The sequence below is a fragment of the Spirosoma oryzicola genome (genome assembly GCF_021233055.1).
Taxonomy (GTDB): domain Bacteria; phylum Bacteroidota; class Bacteroidia; order Cytophagales; family Spirosomataceae; genus Spirosoma; species Spirosoma oryzicola.
In genome coordinates this window covers 5,523,804-5,541,596 of sequence record NZ_CP089538.1, presented here as the reverse complement: position 1 = coordinate 5,541,596, position 17,793 = coordinate 5,523,804, and the positions used below count along the sequence as shown (strand labels likewise).

The following is a 17,793-nucleotide window of genomic DNA, read 5'->3' as shown; positions in this document are numbered from 1 at the left end:
GGGGTTATTTTTTGCTTGTTATCTTATTTGGTCGAAAGCGTTAAAAATCGCCCGAGTAAAATGGGCTGAATACGTAATAGCTGCTATCACGTTTGGCTCGCTTGGGCGCTGTCTGAAGATAGAGCACAAAGCGGGGCTTCCGATCAGGATTATCGGTAGTCCATTTTTCAAATGACCGTTCGCTCGTATACAGCTTGTCTACTTCGCGTACATGAACGCCTTCAAGATTTTTAGGACGGGCGGGAATCCCATTGATGTAGATGTCAATATCGGTTGCATAGTCGTCGTACAGCATCAGGTGATCGTCTTTCGTACGCTTTACGAAGGCTTGTTTATTGCTGAAAAAGGTTGCTTCCAGCACCTGATTCATGGAAAAGAAATGCGATGTACCGAGTGGGTAGTCAGATACCGCCATTGCTTGCATATACTGTTTCCACTTACTTCTCAGAAGATATTTTGCCTGGTCAGTCTCCGGTGTTTTGTGCGTTGTACTGATAAATAACCGGTACGTTTCAGGAAACTGATCGGCTTCTTTCGCGTCATCCCATTTTTGGTAAAGAAATAGATCACCTATCTCTTCGAAAGTAAGACTCGACAAAGCCTGATCAGGTTTTGCCTGTCCATTGATGAACAGCTTAACCTGTTCCCCTGGCTGTAATTTAAACGCCAGATGGTTGTTGCGTAGGCATAAAATTCTGGGATAGCTTATACCCGAATACCGGATAACTTTTTTGCCGTTTAAGATATCGACGATAGGCGGGTTGTTAATCTCCAGAGTCGCCTGGCGGAACCAAGGCATGTTTGGTTGGTCAAGTTGAGCGGCTAAGGCTCGTGTCGCGTTGGTAATAGGAAAGGGAAACGTTGTTTTGGTAGCCGGTTTGTCTTCTTCTGACTGGATGTGTTGGCAGGCCATCATCATTACTCCCATGAGCATAAACCAAAAAACATACCGTCCATAATCCAGTACATTCGAACGCTGTTTGTTGATCATAGCAATGCGCTGGTGGAGTGTGGGGCCGCTAAACTGATTAGTAAAAACCGGCTGTTGCGTCAATAAGCTCACTTTAACCAGATTGTATTGATACGTTCTTGAATCAATACCTTCGGCCAGTACTATCCGGTCGGCGCTGTACTCAAGGGTTTGCTGAAGCAAATACCTGAATAAATAAGCTGCTGGATTAAACCAGAACACAACACAAACCAGTTCTGTACATAGCATGTCCACACTGTGCCAGGAGCGGACGTGAACACGTTCATGGCGTAAAATCTGCTCCAGCTCGTCAGGAGCATGTTGGTCTGGATTAAGTACAACCCAATTGAAAAAAGAAAAGGGCGAGGTAGTTTGTTCGCTACGAACGAGCGTAAAGTCTTCGTAAATCTCGTGTTTAGCCTGACGAATCAATTGGACCAGCGAGCGGAGCCGAAAACCAAAACGAACAAATAAGCACAGCGTACCGAATAAGTAGATAGCAACTAAACCCACTTGCCACGACCACGTAAAGCTTGTGTCTTGTGTCGTGAGAGCCCTGTACGTGTGGCCATTGGGAAACGTGATGGTCACTTCTGGCTGCGTCGGGGGGCGGTCGGGTAATACCGTAGGAATAATAACCTGCGCTGTTTTCTGCATTACTTTCCGAACCGGCTGCGGTCGCCAGTCGGGTAGCTGCACCAACGGTAAGATCAGGGCAGATAGTAGTCCAAGCCAGAGCGCTATTCGGTTTGCTTCGAAAAAGGTTTCGCGTCGGAGCAGTACATAAAAAGCGATGCTTACAAGGCACAATAGCCCATTAGCCAGCAGTACATAACGCAGGGTTTCCATACGGCTATTTCTTTTTCTCGATCATTGCCAGAATCTCCCGCAACTCGTCCGCCGAAATTTTTTCGTTTTGCGCAAAATAGCTCACCAGTTTCTTGTAAGAATTGTCGAAGTAATCGCCAACCACTTTCTTGAGCACAAATCGGTTCTGATAAGTTTCCTTACTGACGATGGGATAATACTCATGCGTGTTCCCGTAAGCGCGGTGCCCAACGTACCCTTTTTCTTCCAGATTACGAACAATGGTTGACACTGTGTTGTAATGCAATGGAGGATCGGTAAACTGAGGCACCATATCCTTTACGTAGCCCTGTTGCATCTTCCACAGCACTTGCATCACTTCTTCCTCTTTAGCCGTTAATTTTTCCATAAAGCAAATCTAGAACTATTACCGTCGTTTGCAAACTATTTCTGTAGTTTCTTCTGATTTGAAAAGCCAGTTGGGTCGTTGTAGTTTTGCAAACTATTAAGAGGAGGTATGAAACGATTAAGTTTATTGATAGTCACCGTGTTGTTCGTATGCGGTTGTGACACGAATGCAGTCTACAAAGAATACACAGATATTGACGATGGGAAGTGGTACATCAAAAACGCACCCACTTTTACGTTTGAAATAACGGATGCTTCAATACCTTACAACATTTACTATAACCTGCGCAACAGCTTATCTTACGGCTATTACAATCTTTATTTAACTCGCTATCTGCGGGATGCCAGTGGTAAGGAAATCGAATCGCGGCTGGACGAGCTGATTCTGATGGACCCGAAAACAGGGAAGCCGAATGGGGATGGACTAGGGGATCTGTTCGATCACAAATTTTTGATGAAGCGTGACTACCGCTTTCCCAAGCCGGGAAAATACACCATGCAGATTAAGCAGTACATGCGGCAGGACCCTCTGCTGAATATTTTAAGTGTGGGCATTACCGTCGAGAAAGCGACGTCTGCCAACTAATCCCGGATTTTCGATAATGCTAGCTAATTTCCTGCGAAAAAATCGTTATTTCTTTTTGCCTTACGCGGTATTCCTGGTCGTTGTGGGCGCATTACAATTGCTCTACACGCAGGAGCAACTGATGCAGTGGGTCAACAAACGCAATAGCCTGCTGGCTGATGAGCTGTTTCCTTACTTAACGTACATGGGAGATGGGGCTTTTTTTGTGATTGTTTGCGTTATTCTGCTCATTTACAACAGACGGGTCGGCTTTGTCGCTTTTGCTAGTTTTGCGCTTTCTTCGCTGACTTCCTTGTTCCTGAAGACAGTCGTGTTTCCTAATTCGCCCCGACCGTTGAAGTTCTTCGAGCATTCAACGTATGAATATCACCTCATCAAAGGATTGGATATTTACAGTTACAACAGTTTTCCGTCGGGGCATACGACTTCCGCTTTTGCGGTGTTTGGCTTACTCGCTTTCCTTGACGCCCGCAAAAATCGCGGTTATTTTTTCTTTCTATTGTGTATCCTGACTGGGTATTCACGCGTATATCTGTTTCAGCATTTTGTGGAAGATGTGTATGTTGGTTCGATAGTCGGTACCGTGTCGTCAGTAATCATCTATTTGTTTTTGTACGACTGGATGAAAAGCAAGGCCGTTGAAGAATCAATCGATAAAGACATTTCCTGATAAGTCAGCGTATGGCAAAGAAATAGGTCGCCCTTTCAATATCAGTTGAAAGGGCGACCTATTTAATTCGTGTATGTTATTGTCTACCGCAGTCTGTCTGAACCACGGACCAGTTTCTCGTCCCGACGAATAAACCGGTTTGCCAAGGCGTTAAACACCAGAGCAGCAATGATCGCGTAAAAGCCGGGAAGAAAATCGCCTTGGTCCGCTGGGTTACCGTACTCTTTGCCGGTATAGAGCGTCCGGTACAGGACAATGCCCATGATAGCCGTGAGCATCAGTGCATTTACGGCGCAAAGAGCGGTTTGGGTAAGGCGGTTACGATACTGAAAAAGGGCATAGACTGACGACAAAGCGACTAGTCCCAGTAAAAGGCCCAGGTACCAGATCGGGGTCACGGAAGTAGTGATTCCTGTCTGTTCACTGTACTGCAAGGCGGTCAGGTGTGCCATCTCGGGTGACTTCGATCCTGATTTTTCCCACAGTGGATTGGCTAGGGCAACAACCATAGCAACGGCAATAAGAAACAAAAATATCGTTTGAACGCGTTGAATCATTAGTGAAATATATGTTTTGGGACTGCAAAAATAGCCCAAAAATCAATAGCGTATGAAAGCAGATGTTCGGTTAATAATCACGGCTGACGGTTCGCACACCGCCATAAACAATGTACTTGATAAAACATATCATTCGATTCACGGAGCTTACCAAGAATCGCAGCGGGTTTACATCGAACTAGGCTTGTTAGAGGCTCTTGCAACGTTTACCGACGAACCGTTGCGCATCTTTGAAATGGGGTTTGGAACGGGATTGAATGCCTTGTTGACAGCACGGGAAGCAGAAGCGTACAAGCGCCCAATTCATTACACGGCTATTGAAGCGTATCCGATGTCGGTAGAGGAGGCTCACCAGCTGAATTACGACCAGCTTCTGGGCACGTCTTACTTGACTGATCTGCACGAGTCACCCTGGAATGTCCCGGTTCCCATCAATCCGTTTTTTACCCTAACGAAACTAGAAGGTAGCCTACAGACTTTACAGACGGACGAACGCTTTCATTTAATTTATTACGATGCATTCGCCCCGACGGCTCAGCCTGAGTTATGGGAGCCGGAGATCTTTCGGCAAATGGCAAGCTTATTGCTCCCCGGAGGATTACTGACGACTTATTGTTCGAAGAGTTACGTTCAGCGAAACATGCGCTCAGCTGGTTTACTCGTTGAAAAGCATCCGGGTCCACCGCGTAAACGAGACATTCTAAGAGCCATAAATCCGGCGTAACCTCAACCGTATTAAAAAATAGAAATCAGCTAATTTTATCGACACGGTGGCGTTATTTTAGAAACAAATACTTTAGCGATCCAACAAGACTATGAACCGTTTACTCATCTTCTGTGCCGCTTTTGTGGTACTCACGATCTGCGCCTTTCGGACCACATTGCCCATTGAGCCGGCGAGCAGCCCTAAAGTTGAGAACAAACACATTAAGTGGCTGACTATTCAGGAAGCCTATGCGCTCACCAAGAAGAAACCGAAGAAGTTTGTGGTCGATGTGTATACCGACTGGTGTGGCTGGTGCAAGGTTATGGATCGCGAGACGTTTTCGAAGCCCGCTATTGTCGATTACGTCAACGAAAATTATTATGCCGTTCGGTTGAACGCTGAGCAAACGCAGGATATAACGCTGGGTAAAGAAACATTCAAATACGTGAGTACCGGCGGCCGCGGAGTGCATGAATTGGCTGCTGCGTTACTGAGAAACCAGATGAGCTATCCAACGACGGTTTTCCTGGACGAAAAATTTCAGCTCATTCAGCCCATTGCTGGCTATCTGGAACCGCGTACGTTTCACCAAGTAATTACGTACTTCGGGAGAGACTATCATCAGAAGGAACCCTTCGACCAATATAAGGCAGGTACATATGCCAAAGAGTTTAAGGCATCGCTGGCCGGTAAGTAGTCTGAAAGTCTAAACGATCCGGGTGGTTGGAACAGATTAATTTGTTCTAGCCACCCGGATCGTTTTTCGTTTAAAGCAAACTGGCGTGATGCGAAAGGCAATCTGATAAGACTAAAATGACTCAATAAAACCTGGTTTCTTTAAAAGAGATTATATCGTTTTTGTAGAGTATTTTTGTAGTCTTCATTAACCCAACTCATGAGATTACATGAATAAACAATTGATTTTGTTATCGGCTCTTGCCGTTGCTGTTGGCTCCGTAACAGCAAGTGGTCGGACGCCAATCCCCTCCCCAAAAGCAGACAATCATAAAGCTGTTCGATCAACTCTTCCACCCCGCAAATTTATAGACCCGCAAAATATGGATTTGTCCATCAAGCCGGGTACTAATTTTTACCAGTATGCCAATGGCAATTGGTTGAAAACAAACCAAATTCCAGCGTCGAAAACATCGTGGGGAAGTTTTAATGAATTGCGGGATAAAAGTCTGGATGCAATGAAGTCATTGCTCGAAGATGCCGCAAAAACAACGACGAAAGGTCGTCTCTATCAAATGGTAGGCGACTATTACATGAGCGGCATGGATAGTGTAACCCTCGAAAAGCAAGGGTTTGATCCAATCAAGTCTGATTTGGCCCGCATTGACAAGGTTAATAACAAAGCTGATTTCTTCGACGAACTGGCTTACCAGCGAACCCAGGGGAATGGTATGCTTTTTGGCTTTGGTGTAAGTCCTGACCGGAAAAACGTCAATAAATACTTACCTCAGTTTGGACAAGGTGGGACGTCGCTTCCTGATCGTGACTATTATCTGAAAAACGATCCACGAAGCCAGAAAATCCGTGACGCTTATCACGACAACCTCATCAAAATGTTTGCGCTGATTGGCGAAGAGCCAACTCAGGCTTCACAGGATGCCGATGTAATTGTCCGCATGGAAACAGCCTTGGCAAAAGCCCAGATGCCGCGTGTTGAAATGCGTGATCCATACAAAACATACAATAAGCTTACCGTTAGTGCCTTTAGCCAGCAGACACCTGGTATCAACTGGGCTGATCAACTCACCAGATACGGTACTAAGGGACAGGATACGGTTTTGGTGCAAAGTCCAGCTTTCTTCCGCTCTCTTGATAGCTTGATAGCGGCTACACCTATAGAAGATCTGCGGACCTATATGCGCTGGAACATTCTGAAAAATGCGGCACCTTATCTGAGCGATGCATTTGTAAAACAGAATTTTGCTTTTACAAAAGTGCTGAGCGGACAGAAAGAGCAAACCCCGCGCTGGCAGCGCGTCAGCAGTTTAGTTGACGGTACCCTGGGTGATTTGCTGGGTCAAATTTATGTACAGACGTACTTCAAGCCCGAAGCCAAGCAGCGGATGCTGACCCTGGTGGATAATCTGGAAGCATCGTACAAAGAGCACATCAAGAGCCTGGATTGGATGAGCGATGAAACAAAAAAACGTGCTTTGAACAAATTAACCTCGTTCAAGCGTAAAATCGCTTACCCAGATAAATGGAAATCCTACGAAGGTGTGACTATCAACCGGAATGATTTCTACGCGAATGTAAAGTCAGCCAGCAAGTGGTCGTACAATTACATGATTAATCGTTTGGGTAAACCCGTTGATAAAACGGAGTGGAGCATGACACCACCGACGGTTAACGCGTACTATAGTCCGGTTAACAATGAGATTGCCTTTCCAGCAGCGATCCTGCAATTCCCATTCTTCGATTTCGAAGCAGATGATGCTATCAACTACGGTGGTATCGGAGCAGTGATTGGCCATGAAATGACGCATGGATTCGATGATTCAGGTCGTCAGTACGATGCTGATGGTACACTCCGAGACTGGTGGTCTAAAGATGACGCAGACAATTTCAAAAAGCGCGCTGACCAGGTAAAAGAGCAGTTCTTTGGATTCAAAGTGCTTGATTCCATTAAAGTAAACGGACAACTAACGCTTGGTGAAAACCTGGCCGACCTGGGTGGATTGGCAATTGCCTACGATGCTTTCAAGAAAACGGCGCAGGGGAAGTCAAAAACGAAAATTGATGGCTTTACGCCTGATCAACGGTTCTTCCTGTCATGGGCGCAGGTATGGCGCATCAACGTGCTACCAGAAACGCAGGCCCAGTTAATTATGACTGATCCACACGCGCCTGGCATGTACCGCGCCAATGGGCCTGTATCCAATATTGACGCTTGGTATCAGGCGTTCAATGTTCAGCCCGGCGATAAAATGTATAAGCCTAAAAACGAGCGGATTAAAGTCTGGTAAAATCAACCATTTAGTTTGCTGAACAAATCGGTGGTAGAGTCAATGAGTGTAACAACTCGTTGCCCTATCACCGATTTACTTTTTATCTTGCCAGCGAGTTTCAACGCTAAACTTGGCTCAGATACATCGTATGAACGCATACAAGCTAATAGTTGCTTCGGTGGTGGTTTGTTTTTCCTGCCAGCCTAAACAAAAAGAAGCAACCACCACAGCGAATACTTCGTTGGCCACTGAAAAACCAGATAGTGCTGTAGATTTAACGAAGCGTCCGGGACCAGATGCACCACGGTCAGCGGCAGACCGGCTAGTAAGGGCCCTTTATTTTGAACACAACGTAAAAGAAAACCCATTCCGGGAAAAGAAAGACCGGGCACTAATTGATCAGTACTTTGCCAAACCAACCGCTGACTTGATCTGGAGTGATGGTCAAAAAGCGTCAGGTAAGGTTAATCGAACAAAAATCAATTTGTTGTTCAATGCGCCCGATGCTGCGGTCAAAAAAACATGGGTGGAACCCGCAGCCGTTGGGGGAACAAAGGCGGTGGTGTTTGTTACGTTTCAAAATAGCGGAAAGCCCGAAGAAGTTAAGATTGATCTGCAACAGTTAGCTGGCCGGTGGCGCATCACCGAAATATATTATCCCGGTGGTAAACAACTAACCCAACTGTTGAAATAATAGGTGTAAAGGATAATTCCTATTGGTGTGAAACGATAGTAGAATAGGAAAATTAGCGCCTAAGAAGGCAATCAAAGGCTTTTTTGATACTTTCTTGAAATAATTTTTCAACCAATTGTTGACAACGAAAGAAAACTGTGTAATTTTGCAACTCCAAACCCGAAAGGGGCGAGGAAATGTTCTTTAAGTTTGTTTTCGGGGAGTTTCCAGAGTGGCCAAATGGATCAGACTGTAAATCTGCTGGCGTACGCCTTCGGAGGTTCGAATCCTCCACTCCCCACCATTTTAGTTTTCAGTTTTTGATGGGTTCGCCCAATTTTCAGTTGTAGTTCTACGCGTGCATGTGGAATTGCGAATGAAATACAAAAGCTGAAAACTTTTTTTGCGGAAGTAGCTCAATTGGTAGAGCGATAGCCTTCCAAGCTATAGGTTGCGGGTTCGAGACCCGTCTTCCGCTCCATACACGTTAATCATCAGAAAACAGCCGACAGCTGTTCACTGTTTTTCGATGACTGACAGGCCGTTATAGCTCAGCGGTAGAGCACTTCCTTGGTAAGGAAGAGGTCCGGGGTTCAAGTCCCCGTAACGGCTCAAGACTCTTTTGCGGAGTCTTTATTACCGGGGCCGCCCGTGCGGTTTCAAGCCAAAACGGTGTCAGACCTCATTGGGCGATATCGTCTGGCTTACTTTACGTTCAGCGAGTTCACCCAATATCAAACAACAGTTCATAATAGCGTTTTAAAAACATGGCAAAAGAGAATTTTGACCGCTCGAAACCGCACGTAAACATCGGTACGATTGGTCACGTTGACCACGGTAAAACGACGCTGACGGCTGCCATTACGAAAGTGCTGGCCGAAAAGGGTCTGGCCGCAATTCGGGACTTCTCCTCGATTGACAACGCTCCGGAAGAAAAAGAGCGTGGTATCACCATCAATACATCGCACGTTGAGTACGCTACGGCTAACCGCCACTATGCGCACGTTGACTGCCCGGGCCACGCTGACTATGTGAAAAACATGGTAACGGGTGCTGCTCAAATGGACGGTGCTATCCTCGTGGTAGCGGCAACGGACGGCCCAATGCCTCAGACTCGTGAGCACATCCTGCTTGCTCGTCAGGTAGGTGTTCCTCAGCTCGTTGTGTTCATGAACAAAGTGGACATGGTGGATGATCCAGAGTTGCTCGAACTCGTAGAAATGGAAATCCGCGAACTGTTGAGCTTCTATAACTTCGACGGTGACAATATCCCAGTTATTCAAGGTTCGGCTCTTGGTGGTCTGAACGGCGATGCGAAATGGGTAAAAACCATTGAAGACCTAATGGATAACGTTGATAGCTTTATCCCACTTCCTCCTCGTCAGACGGATCTTCCGTTCCTGATGCCAGTAGAGGACGTGTTCTCGATCACAGGCCGTGGTACAGTTGCTACAGGTCGTATCGAGCGGGGTGTTATCAACTCAGGTGAGCCAGTCGAAATCCTAGGTATGGGTGCTGAGAACCTGAAGTCAGTTGTAACAGGTGTTGAAATGTTCCGGAAAATTCTGGACCGTGGCGAAGCTGGTGACAACGTAGGTCTGCTGCTCCGTGGTATTGAAAAAACTGATATCCGTCGTGGTATGGTTATTTGCAAACCCGGTTCGGTAACCCCACACTTGAAGTTCAAAGCTGAGGTTTACGTACTGTCGAAAGAAGAAGGTGGTCGTCATACCCCATTCTTCAACAAGTACCGTCCACAGTTCTATTTCCGCACCACTGACGTAACGGGTGAGATCATTCTTCCTGAAAACGTTGAGATGGTGATGCCAGGTGATAACATCACGATTGAAGTATCGCTGATCAACAAAATCGCTATGGAAAAAGGTCTCCGTTTCGCTATCCGCGAAGGTGGTCGTACCGTGGGCGCTGGTCAGGTAACAGAAATCCTCGATTAACTAAGTGCTTAAAAACAAGTGCATTTCTACAGAGATGCACTTGTTTTTTTACTTTTATTTAGTACTTTTGCAGTCCGAATTCATAGGCACATTGATTCGGTTCTCTACGGGTGTAGTTCAAGGGTAGAATAGCGGTCTCCAAAACCGTTGATGGGAGTTCGAATCTCTCCACCCGTGCCAATCCCTTACATACAATGGACAAGTTTGTTTCGTTTCTGAAAGCTTCTTGGGAAGAGGTTCAGCATAACGTGACTTGGCCTAAATTTAGCGATCTACAATCCAGTTCTACACTGGTACTAGTAGCATCGCTGATTTTTGCGCTATTGGTCGGGTTAATTGATTTAGTATTTGAGAACGGGCTGAACTTATTTTATCAGTCATTCTAACGTATGATTTGGGATTGCTGATTTATGATTGACAGAAATCATACGTCAACAGATCAACAATCATAAATCTTTACCAATATGAGCGGCATACAGTGGTACGTTATTCGGGCAGTATCGGGGCAGGAGAAAAAAATAAAATCGTACCTCGATAACGAAATCATTCGGCAGAAGCTAGATGAGATTATCCCGCAGGTTCTTATACCCTCTGAAAAGGTATACGAAATGCGTAACGGAAAGAAACGTGTTCGCGAGAAGTCGTTCTATCCTGGATACATTATGATTTCGGCTGATCTGAGTAACAACCGTGCGCTCGATCTAATCCTGAACATGCCAGGTGTCTTAGGATTTCTGGGTAACTCCCAAGTTGGCACAACCACTAAAGTACCGGTGCCGCTGCGTCAGTCGGAAGTTAACCGTATGTTAGGACGCATTGAGGAAGAAGCTCAGGAAATCATAACACCTACAGTAGCTTACCTCAAAGGCGAAAATGTAAAGGTAGTCGATGGACCATTCGGTGGTTTCATTGGTACAGTAGAAGAAGTATTTGACGACCGGAAGAAATTGAACGTCGTTGTAAAGATATTTGGCCGGAGTACTCCGGTAGAACTCAGTTACGCACAAGTAGAGAAGGAAAGCTAATCTAACCATTAGCTGACCGTGGTTCGGCATCCTATGCTTCCCTCAGGGGATGACCATCCAAAACCAGTTGATTTGTTGCGAAAGGGGTGCGGATTAGCTATGTGACTAGCTGGTTAAGAACCGTAAGTGACAAGTTGTAAATTTATCATACGATGGCAAAAGAAGTAGGTGGCTATGTAAAGCTGCAAGTCAAAGGCGGGCAAGCCAACCCCTCACCTCCGATCGGTCCAGCGCTTGGTTCCAAGGGTTTAAATATCATGGAATTCTGCAAGCAGTTCAACGGCCGTACGCAGGATAAAATGGGTATGGTATTGCCGGTTTTGATTACGTACTATAAGGACAAATCCTTTGACTTCGTCATCAAAACCCCACCGGCACCGATCCTGCTGATGGAAGCAGCTAAACTGAAAGGTGGCTCTGCTCAACCAAACCGCAACAAAGTTGGCTCTGTATCTTGGGATCAAATTCGGACAATTGCTGAAACAAAAATGCCCGATTTGAATGCCTTCACGGTAGAGTCAGCAATGAAGCAAGTGGCTGGAACAGCCCGCAGCATGGGAATCACGGTGACTGGCGCAGCGCCATTCGAGAACTAATAGACTTGCCTAGGCAAACACAGAAATGGCTAAGTTAACGAAAAAACAAAAGGAAGCGCAATCGAAGTATGATATTGCTAAAGAATACTCACTGCAACAAGCAGCGGAGATTCTGAAAGAAATATCATATACGAAGTTTGATGCTTCTGTGGATATTGACGTTCGGTTAGGCGTTGATCCGCGTAAAGCTGACCAAATGGTGCGTGGCGTTGCTACGTTGCCACATGGTACGGGTAAAACGGTTCGCGTTCTGGTGCTTTGCACGCCGGACAAAGAGAACGAAGCGAAAGAAGCAGGCGCTGACTTCGTGGGACTGGACGATTACATTCAGAAGATTGAGCAAGGCTGGACGGACGTAGACGTGATCATCACGATGCCGAACGTAATGGCTAAGGTTGGTCGTCTGGGTAAAGTGTTAGGTCCTCGCGGGTTGATGCCTAATCCAAAATCAGGTACGGTAACGCCTGAAGTTGGCAAAGCTGTTCGTGAAGTGAAAGCTGGTAAAATCGACTTTAAAGTTGATAAGCAAGGAGCTATTCACACAAGCATTGGTAAAGTATCGTTTACGCCAGAAAAACTGGCTGAAAATGCGCAGGAAATCATCAGTACCCTGTTGAAACTAAAGCCTTCATCGGCTAAAGGAACCTACGTGAAAACGATAAACTTGTCGAGTACGATGAGTCCGGGTGTAAAGATTGATAAAGGGACTGTAGCCGGAGTTTAAGCCATGAAACGCGAGGAAAAAGGAGCAATTATTGAGGAATTGACTGACAAGTTTCAGAACATTCCCTTCTTCTACATCACGGAAGCCAATGGCATGACGGTTGCTGAAACCAACGACCTACGCCGGATGTGTTTTGAACGGGGTATCGAGTATAAAGTGGTGAAAAATTCGTTCATCAAAAAAGCGCTCGAAACCTTAGATACGGATTTCACGCCGTTCAACGAAGCGGTGCTACATGGTCAGTCAGCGGTGATGTTTCACCCTGAAAATGGCAAAGCACCGGCACAGCTTATCAAAGAGTTCCGTAGAACAAACGATAAGCTACAATTGAAGGCTGCTTCTATTGATTACAGCCTGTTCATTGGTGCTGACCAACTTGACACGCTCATCGCACTGAAGAGCAAGCAAGAGCTGATCGGTGAAATTATCGGTCTGTTGCAGTCGCCAGCCAAAAACGTTGTTTCGGCGTTGCAAAGTGGTGGCAACAAACTGGCCGGTATCCTCAAAACGCTGTCGGAGCGCGAGGAGGCAGCTTAGCTGTAATGCGAACAGATCGTTCGTAAAATCCGATGTCAACCGTGGACAAGAGTCTGCGTTATTAAAACAAATCGTATAACAATCAAATTAAGGAAATACTACAATGGCAGATTTGAAAGCGTTCGCTGAGCAGCTTGTAAGCCTGACGGTTAAAGAAGTTAACGAACTGGCTGCTATCTTAAAAGATGAGTACGGAATCGAGCCGGCTGCTGCCGCTCCCGTAATGGTAGCTGGTGGTGCTGCAGGTGGCGGTGACGCTGCTCCGGCTGCTGCTGAGAAAACTTCGTTCGACGTGATTCTGAAGTCGGCTGGTGCTGCTAAATTAGCTGTCGTGAAACTGGTTAAAGACCTGACCGGTCTGGGCCTGAAAGAAGCGAAAGAGCTTGTTGATGGTGCTCCTAAGCCAGTGAAAGAAGGCGTTGCTAAAGACGAAGCAGAATCACTGCGTAAGCAACTTGAAGAAGCTGGTGCTGAAGTAGAAGTTAAGTAAGCCCACTCTTATTGGAATATCGCTCCAGGCAGGGGAGGCCAGACCAACGTCTGGTCTTTTCCTGTTTGGAGACTTTTTTGTCTATATGCTTGCATAAGACAAACTTATTTTTATTGCCTTACGTTGTCTATTCACACCCCTTGGGTTGGGTGACGCCTGGGGTCTGAATAGCCGCTTAGTTCGAGTGCTGTAGCAAGTCCTCGCAACGCACTCATAGAGAATCGGTTACGCAACTAAACGAAGCACAATCTTGGCGACAAACGCGAAAATCAGTACACGCAAAAATTTTGCGACGATTCAGCCAGTGATTGGGTATCCAGACTTTCTGGATATTCAAGTAAAATCTTTTAAAGATTTTTTCCAACTTGATACGCCTTCCAACCAGCGTTCGGAAGAAGGTTTGTTTAAAGTTTTTCAGGAAAACTTCCCTATCTCGGACTCTCGCGAGAATTTCAAGCTGGAGTTCATAGATTACTCTGTTGATCCCCCCAAATACTCTGTTGATGAGTCTATTGACCGGGGCTTGACTTACTCAGTTCCTTTAAAAGCCAAACTGCGCCTATCGAACAATGATCCTGATAACGAGGATTTTGAGACGATTGAGCAAGAGGTATTCCTAGGAAATATTCCGTACATGACCGAAAAAGGTTCTTTCGTCATCAACGGAGCTGAACGGGTAATTGTTTCGCAATTACACCGCTCGCCGGGCGTGTTCTTCTCGATGAGCAAGCATACGAACGGTACCAAACTTTATTCGGCTCGTATTATTCCTTTCAAGGGTTCTTGGATCGAATTTTCAACGGATGTTAACAACGTTATGTATGCGTACATTGACCGGAAAAAGAAATTCCCGGTTACGACGTTGTTACGTGCTATTGGCTTCGGCTCGGATAAAGATATTCTCGATTTGTTTGGCTTGTCGGAAGAAGTTCCAGCAACGCCAGCAAACTTAAAAAAGGCGATTGGTCGCCGGTTAGCTGCTCGGGTATTACGTACCTGGACAGAAGACTTTGTGGATGAAGATACGGGTGAGGTTGTGTCAATCAGTCGTAACGAAGTCTTGCTTGAGCGGGACTCGGCTATTTCGGCGGATGATATCGACGTAATCACTGAGTCAGGTCAGAAATCAGTCATTCTGCATAAGGAAGACATGAACATGGCCGACTACAATATTATTTATAATACGCTGCAGAAAGATAGCTCAAACTCCGAGAAAGAGGCTGTTGAGCAAATCTATCGGCAGCTTCGGAACGCTGATGCACCGGACGAACAAACCGCTCGTGAGATCATTCAAAGTTTGTTCTTCTCGGATAAGCGTTATGATTTGGGCGATGTAGGCCGTTACCGGATCAACAAAAAGCTTGGTCTGGATATTTCATCGGACATGAAGGTCTTAACCACGGAAGATATTGTTTCTATCGTGAAATACCTGATTGGTCTGATCAACTCAAAAGCAGTTGTTGATGATATTGACCACCTGAGTAACCGCCGTGTTCGTACGGTAGGTGAGCAGCTATATGCTCAATTCGGTGTTGGTCTGGCGCGGATGGCGCGGACGATCAAAGAACGGATGAACGTTCGGGACAACGAGGATTTTAAACCGGTTGACCTGATTAACGCTCGTACTTTGTCGTCGGTGATTAACTCGTTCTTCGGTACCAACCAGCTGTCGCAGTTCATGGACCAAACGAACCCACTGGCTGAAGTAACGCACAAGCGTCGTATGTCAGCTCTTGGACCCGGTGGTCTGTCTCGCGAACGGGCAGGTTTCGAAGTTCGTGACGTACACTATACGCACTACGGTCGTCTGTGTACCATCGAAACGCCGGAAGGTCCGAACATCGGTCTAATCTCGTCTCTGTGCGTTTACGCTAAGATTAACAGCATGGGCTTCATCGAGACACCATACCGTGTTATTGAAAACGGTAAAGTGTCGATTGATAAACCCGTAATGTATCTGACGGCAGAAGAAGAAGACTCGCATTACATCGCGCAGGCTAACGCCGGTATCGATGATCGGGGTAACTTCCAAGTCGATCGTCTGAAAGCACGCTTCGAAGGGGACTTCCCAATGGCTGAACCTTCGAACGTAACGTTTATGGACATTGCACCGAACCAAATTGTGTCGGTTGCTGCTTCCATGATTCCGTTCCTTGAACACGACGATGCTAACCGTGCCCTGATGGGATCAAACATGCAACGTCAGGCTGTTCCTCTCCTCCGCCCTGAAGCTCCAATTGTGGGTACAGGTCTGGAAGGTCGTGTAGCTGTTGATTCTCGGACACTAGTTATTGCCGAAGCGGATGGTGTCATTGAGTTCGTTGATTCGACGAAAATCGTTGTTCGATACGAACTTGACGAAGACCAACTTGCCGTTACGTTCGACGAAGATCGCAAAACGTACAACTTGATTAAGTTCCGTCGTACAAACCAGGATACGTGCATCAACATCAAACCGACTGTTCTAAAAGGACAAAAAGTTAGAAAAGGTGATGTGCTGTGCGAAGGTTACGCGACGCAGGCTGGTGAGTTGGCGCTTGGCCGGAATATGAAGGTTGCCTTCATGCCTTGGCAAGGTTACAACTTTGAGGATGCTATCGTAATTTCTGAGCGCGTTGTTCGGGAGGATATCTTCACCTCGATCCACATTGAAGAGTTCGAACTGGAAGTGCGCGATACGAAACGTGGTGAAGAAGAACTTACTTCTGAAATTCCTAACGTAAGCGAAGAAACAGTTCGTAACCTCGATGAGAACGGTATTGTGCGGGTTGGTACCGAAGTGAAGGAAGGCGATATCCTGATTGGTAAGATTACACCAAAAGGAGAAAGCGATCCAACACCGGAAGAAAAACTTCTCCGTGCAATCTTCGGTGATAAAGCCGGTGATGTGAAAGATGCTTCCAAGAAAGCACCACCATCATTGAAAGGCGTTGTTATTGACACCAAACTGTTTGCTCGTCCGGCTAAAGAGGATCGTGGTAAGCATAAGGATGAAGTAAAAGCGCTGATGAAGAAGTATGGCCGTGAGCTAAACGACTTCCGCGCTCGCATGATCGAAAAATTGGTGACACTGCTGGATGGCAAAACTAGTGCCGGCGTGAAACACAAGTTTGGCGATGAGATTGTCAGCAAAGGCGTGAAGTTCAACCGTAAGAACATTACGGATAACTTATTCCCTGACAAGAACCCATATCGTGACGAGAGTGGCTACGCTGTACCGGAAGAAGCCAATATCTTGGTTGATCTTAACCTGGACGGTTGGACGGAAGACGATAAGCTAAACCAGATGGTTGTTCAGATAGTGAAAAACTACAACAACCGCCGGAGCGAGATCACGGGACGTTTTAAGCGTGAGCGGTTTACGCTTGAAGTGGGTGACGAACTACCAGCTGGTATTGTGAAACTGGCCAAAGTGTACATCGCTAAGAAGCGTAAGCTGAAAGTGGGTGATAAAATGGCTGGTCGCCACGGTAACAAAGGGGTTGTTGCCCGGATTGTGCGTGACGAAGACATGCCGTTCCTTGAAGATGGTACGAAAGTGGATATCGTTCTGAACCCACTTGGTGTACCTTCTCGGATGAACCTTGGTCAGATCTACGAAACTGTATTGGCGTGGGCTGGTCAGAAACTGGATCGGAAATATGCGACGCCAATTTTTGACGGAGCTACCGAACAGCAGGTTGCCGATGAGTTGGACGCTGCCGGTTTGCCATCATTCGGACGGACGTACTTGTACAACGGTCTGACGGGTGAGCGTTTCGATCAGCCTGTTACCGTCGGTATTATCTACATGCTCAAACTCGGCCACTTGGTGGACGATAAGATGCACGCTCGTTCGATTGGACCTTACTCGCTCATTACACAGCAGCCGCTGGGTGGTAAAGCGCAGTTCGGTGGTCAGCGGTTTGGTGAGATGGAGGTTTGGGCACTTGAAGCATTCGGTGCGTCAAACATTCTCCAAGAGATCCTGACTGTTAAATCCGATGACGTTGTAGGTCGTGCGAAGGCATATGAGGCTATCGTGAAAGGTGAGAACCTACCGAAGCCAAATATTCCTGAGTCGTTCAACGTACTTGTTCACGAGTTGCGTGGTCTAGCACTTGAAATAACATTAGAATAGTCATTC

The 17,793-nt window shown here is 46.3% G+C and carries 17 protein-coding genes and 4 tRNA genes; 18 read left to right on the top strand and 3 right to left on the bottom strand.

Annotation, left to right across the window (positions count from 1 at the left end):
* Positions 1-40 precede the first annotated feature (40 nt).
* Positions 41-1,819, bottom strand: coding sequence for a M56 family metallopeptidase (locus tag LQ777_RS23410; RefSeq protein ID WP_232560339.1), 1,779 nt, complete (start codon positions 1,817-1,819; stop codon positions 41-43).
* A 4-nt stretch (positions 1,820-1,823) separates the two neighbouring features.
* Positions 1,824-2,186, bottom strand: coding sequence for a BlaI/MecI/CopY family transcriptional regulator (locus LQ777_RS23405; RefSeq protein WP_232560338.1), 363 nt, complete (start codon positions 2,184-2,186; stop codon positions 1,824-1,826).
* A gap of 108 nt (positions 2,187-2,294) precedes the next feature.
* On the opposite strand from LQ777_RS23405, the gene LQ777_RS23400 reads away from it, so the two are divergent.
* Both LQ777_RS23400 and LQ777_RS23395 read left to right on the top strand, forming a co-directional pair.
* Positions 2,295-2,771, top strand: coding sequence for a gliding motility lipoprotein GldH (locus LQ777_RS23400; RefSeq protein ID WP_232560337.1), 477 nt, complete (start codon positions 2,295-2,297; stop codon positions 2,769-2,771).
* Between the two features lie 16 nt (positions 2,772-2,787).
* Positions 2,788-3,441: a phosphatase PAP2 family protein gene (locus tag LQ777_RS23395; RefSeq protein WP_232560336.1), complete on the top strand. Its 654-nt coding sequence runs from the start codon at positions 2,788-2,790 to the stop codon at positions 3,439-3,441.
* A gap of 83 nt (positions 3,442-3,524) precedes the next feature.
* Here LQ777_RS23395 and LQ777_RS23390 read toward each other — a convergent pair whose 3' ends face one another.
* The gene (locus LQ777_RS23390) at positions 3,525-3,998 is read right to left on the bottom strand and encodes a DUF4293 domain-containing protein (RefSeq protein WP_232560335.1); all 474 of its coding nucleotides are present in this window, start codon (positions 3,996-3,998) and stop codon (positions 3,525-3,527) included.
* 52 nt (positions 3,999-4,050) lie between these two features.
* Here LQ777_RS23390 and mnmC2 point away from each other — a divergent pair, with 52 nt between their 5' ends.
* From mnmC2 to rpoB, 16 genes are all read left to right on the top strand, one after another.
* Positions 4,051-4,722, top strand: a complete 672-nt coding sequence (mnmC2, locus tag LQ777_RS23385) for a tRNA (5-methylaminomethyl-2-thiouridine)(34)-methyltransferase MnmC2 (protein ID WP_232560334.1) — start codon at positions 4,051-4,053, stop codon at positions 4,720-4,722.
* Between the two features lie 91 nt (positions 4,723-4,813).
* Complete coding sequence (locus LQ777_RS23380; RefSeq protein WP_232560333.1) at positions 4,814-5,401, top strand: thioredoxin family protein; 588 nt, start codon at positions 4,814-4,816, stop codon at positions 5,399-5,401.
* Positions 5,402-5,609: 208 nt separating this feature from the next.
* Positions 5,610-7,685 carry a M13 family metallopeptidase gene (locus tag LQ777_RS23375; RefSeq protein ID WP_232560332.1) on the top strand — a complete coding sequence of 692 codons (2,076 nt, stop codon included), beginning with the start codon at positions 5,610-5,612 and terminating at the stop codon, positions 7,683-7,685.
* Between the two features lie 130 nt (positions 7,686-7,815).
* Entirely contained in the window at positions 7,816-8,361 is a 546-nt protein-coding gene (locus tag LQ777_RS23370; protein ID WP_232560331.1) for a hypothetical protein, read from the top strand.
* Between the two features lie 197 nt (positions 8,362-8,558).
* Positions 8,559-8,644: transfer RNA gene (locus LQ777_RS23365), tRNA-Tyr, on the top strand.
* Positions 8,645-8,745: 101 nt separating this feature from the next.
* Positions 8,746-8,821, top strand: a tRNA-Gly gene (locus LQ777_RS23360).
* Positions 8,822-8,880: 59 nt separating this feature from the next.
* Positions 8,881-8,952, top strand: a tRNA-Thr gene (locus LQ777_RS23355).
* Positions 8,953-9,107: 155 nt separating this feature from the next.
* The gene (tuf, locus tag LQ777_RS23350; protein ID WP_232560330.1) at positions 9,108-10,295 is read left to right on the top strand and encodes an elongation factor Tu; all 1,188 of its coding nucleotides are present in this window, start codon (positions 9,108-9,110) and stop codon (positions 10,293-10,295) included.
* Positions 10,296-10,401: 106 nt separating this feature from the next.
* Positions 10,402-10,475: transfer RNA gene (locus tag LQ777_RS23345), tRNA-Trp, on the top strand.
* A 14-nt stretch (positions 10,476-10,489) separates the two neighbouring features.
* Complete coding sequence (secE, locus tag LQ777_RS23340) at positions 10,490-10,681, top strand: preprotein translocase subunit SecE (protein WP_232560329.1); 192 nt, start codon at positions 10,490-10,492, stop codon at positions 10,679-10,681.
* A 78-nt stretch (positions 10,682-10,759) separates the two neighbouring features.
* Complete coding sequence (nusG, locus tag LQ777_RS23335; protein WP_232560328.1) at positions 10,760-11,320, top strand: transcription termination/antitermination protein NusG; 561 nt, start codon at positions 10,760-10,762, stop codon at positions 11,318-11,320.
* Positions 11,321-11,472: 152 nt separating this feature from the next.
* Complete coding sequence (gene rplK, locus LQ777_RS23330) at positions 11,473-11,916, top strand: 50S ribosomal protein L11 (RefSeq protein ID WP_232560327.1); 444 nt, start codon at positions 11,473-11,475, stop codon at positions 11,914-11,916.
* A gap of 25 nt (positions 11,917-11,941) precedes the next feature.
* Complete coding sequence (rplA, locus tag LQ777_RS23325; RefSeq protein WP_232560326.1) at positions 11,942-12,640, top strand: 50S ribosomal protein L1; 699 nt, start codon at positions 11,942-11,944, stop codon at positions 12,638-12,640.
* A gap of 3 nt (positions 12,641-12,643) precedes the next feature.
* Positions 12,644-13,177: a 50S ribosomal protein L10 gene (rplJ, locus tag LQ777_RS23320; protein WP_232560325.1), complete on the top strand. Its 534-nt coding sequence runs from the start codon at positions 12,644-12,646 to the stop codon at positions 13,175-13,177.
* 103 nt (positions 13,178-13,280) lie between these two features.
* A complete protein-coding gene (rplL, locus tag LQ777_RS23315) occupies positions 13,281-13,667 on the top strand; it encodes a 50S ribosomal protein L7/L12 (RefSeq protein WP_232560324.1) in 387 nt (128 codons plus the stop codon).
* A 250-nt stretch (positions 13,668-13,917) separates the two neighbouring features.
* On the top strand, positions 13,918-17,787 hold the full coding sequence (gene rpoB / locus LQ777_RS23310) for a DNA-directed RNA polymerase subunit beta (protein ID WP_232560323.1): 3,870 nt from the start codon (positions 13,918-13,920) through the stop codon (positions 17,785-17,787).
* Positions 17,788-17,793: the final 6 nt, after the last annotated feature.

Bases quoted from the DNA above. Each gene is read 5' to 3' on its own strand.
- tuf (WP_232560330.1), top strand. From the start codon at position 9,108: ATGGCAAAAGAGAATTTTGACCGCTCGAAACCGCACGTAAACATCGGT.
- nusG (WP_232560328.1), top strand. From the start codon at position 10,760: ATGAGCGGCATACAGTGGTACGTTATTCGGGCAGTATCGGGGCAGGAG.
- mnmC2 (WP_232560334.1), top strand. From the start codon at position 4,051: ATGAAAGCAGATGTTCGGTTAATAATCACGGCTGACGGTTCGCACACC.
- LQ777_RS23390 (WP_232560335.1), bottom strand. From the start codon at position 3,998: ATGATTCAACGCGTTCAAACGATATTTTTGTTTCTTATTGCCGTTGCT.
- rplL (WP_232560324.1), top strand. From the start codon at position 13,281: ATGGCAGATTTGAAAGCGTTCGCTGAGCAGCTTGTAAGCCTGACGGTT.
- rplK (WP_232560327.1), top strand. From the start codon at position 11,473: ATGGCAAAAGAAGTAGGTGGCTATGTAAAGCTGCAAGTCAAAGGCGGG.
- LQ777_RS23380 (WP_232560333.1), top strand. From the start codon at position 4,814: ATGAACCGTTTACTCATCTTCTGTGCCGCTTTTGTGGTACTCACGATC.
- LQ777_RS23405 (WP_232560338.1), bottom strand. From the start codon at position 2,186: ATGGAAAAATTAACGGCTAAAGAGGAAGAAGTGATGCAAGTGCTGTGG.
- LQ777_RS23395 (WP_232560336.1), top strand. From the start codon at position 2,788: ATGCTAGCTAATTTCCTGCGAAAAAATCGTTATTTCTTTTTGCCTTAC.
- LQ777_RS23400 (WP_232560337.1), top strand. From the start codon at position 2,295: ATGAAACGATTAAGTTTATTGATAGTCACCGTGTTGTTCGTATGCGGT.
- rplJ (WP_232560325.1), top strand. From the start codon at position 12,644: ATGAAACGCGAGGAAAAAGGAGCAATTATTGAGGAATTGACTGACAAG.
- LQ777_RS23370 (WP_232560331.1), top strand. From the start codon at position 7,816: ATGAACGCATACAAGCTAATAGTTGCTTCGGTGGTGGTTTGTTTTTCC.
- rplA (WP_232560326.1), top strand. From the start codon at position 11,942: ATGGCTAAGTTAACGAAAAAACAAAAGGAAGCGCAATCGAAGTATGAT.
- LQ777_RS23410 (WP_232560339.1), bottom strand. From the start codon at position 1,819: ATGGAAACCCTGCGTTATGTACTGCTGGCTAATGGGCTATTGTGCCTT.
- LQ777_RS23375 (WP_232560332.1), top strand. From the start codon at position 5,610: ATGAATAAACAATTGATTTTGTTATCGGCTCTTGCCGTTGCTGTTGGC.
- secE (WP_232560329.1), top strand. From the start codon at position 10,490: ATGGACAAGTTTGTTTCGTTTCTGAAAGCTTCTTGGGAAGAGGTTCAG.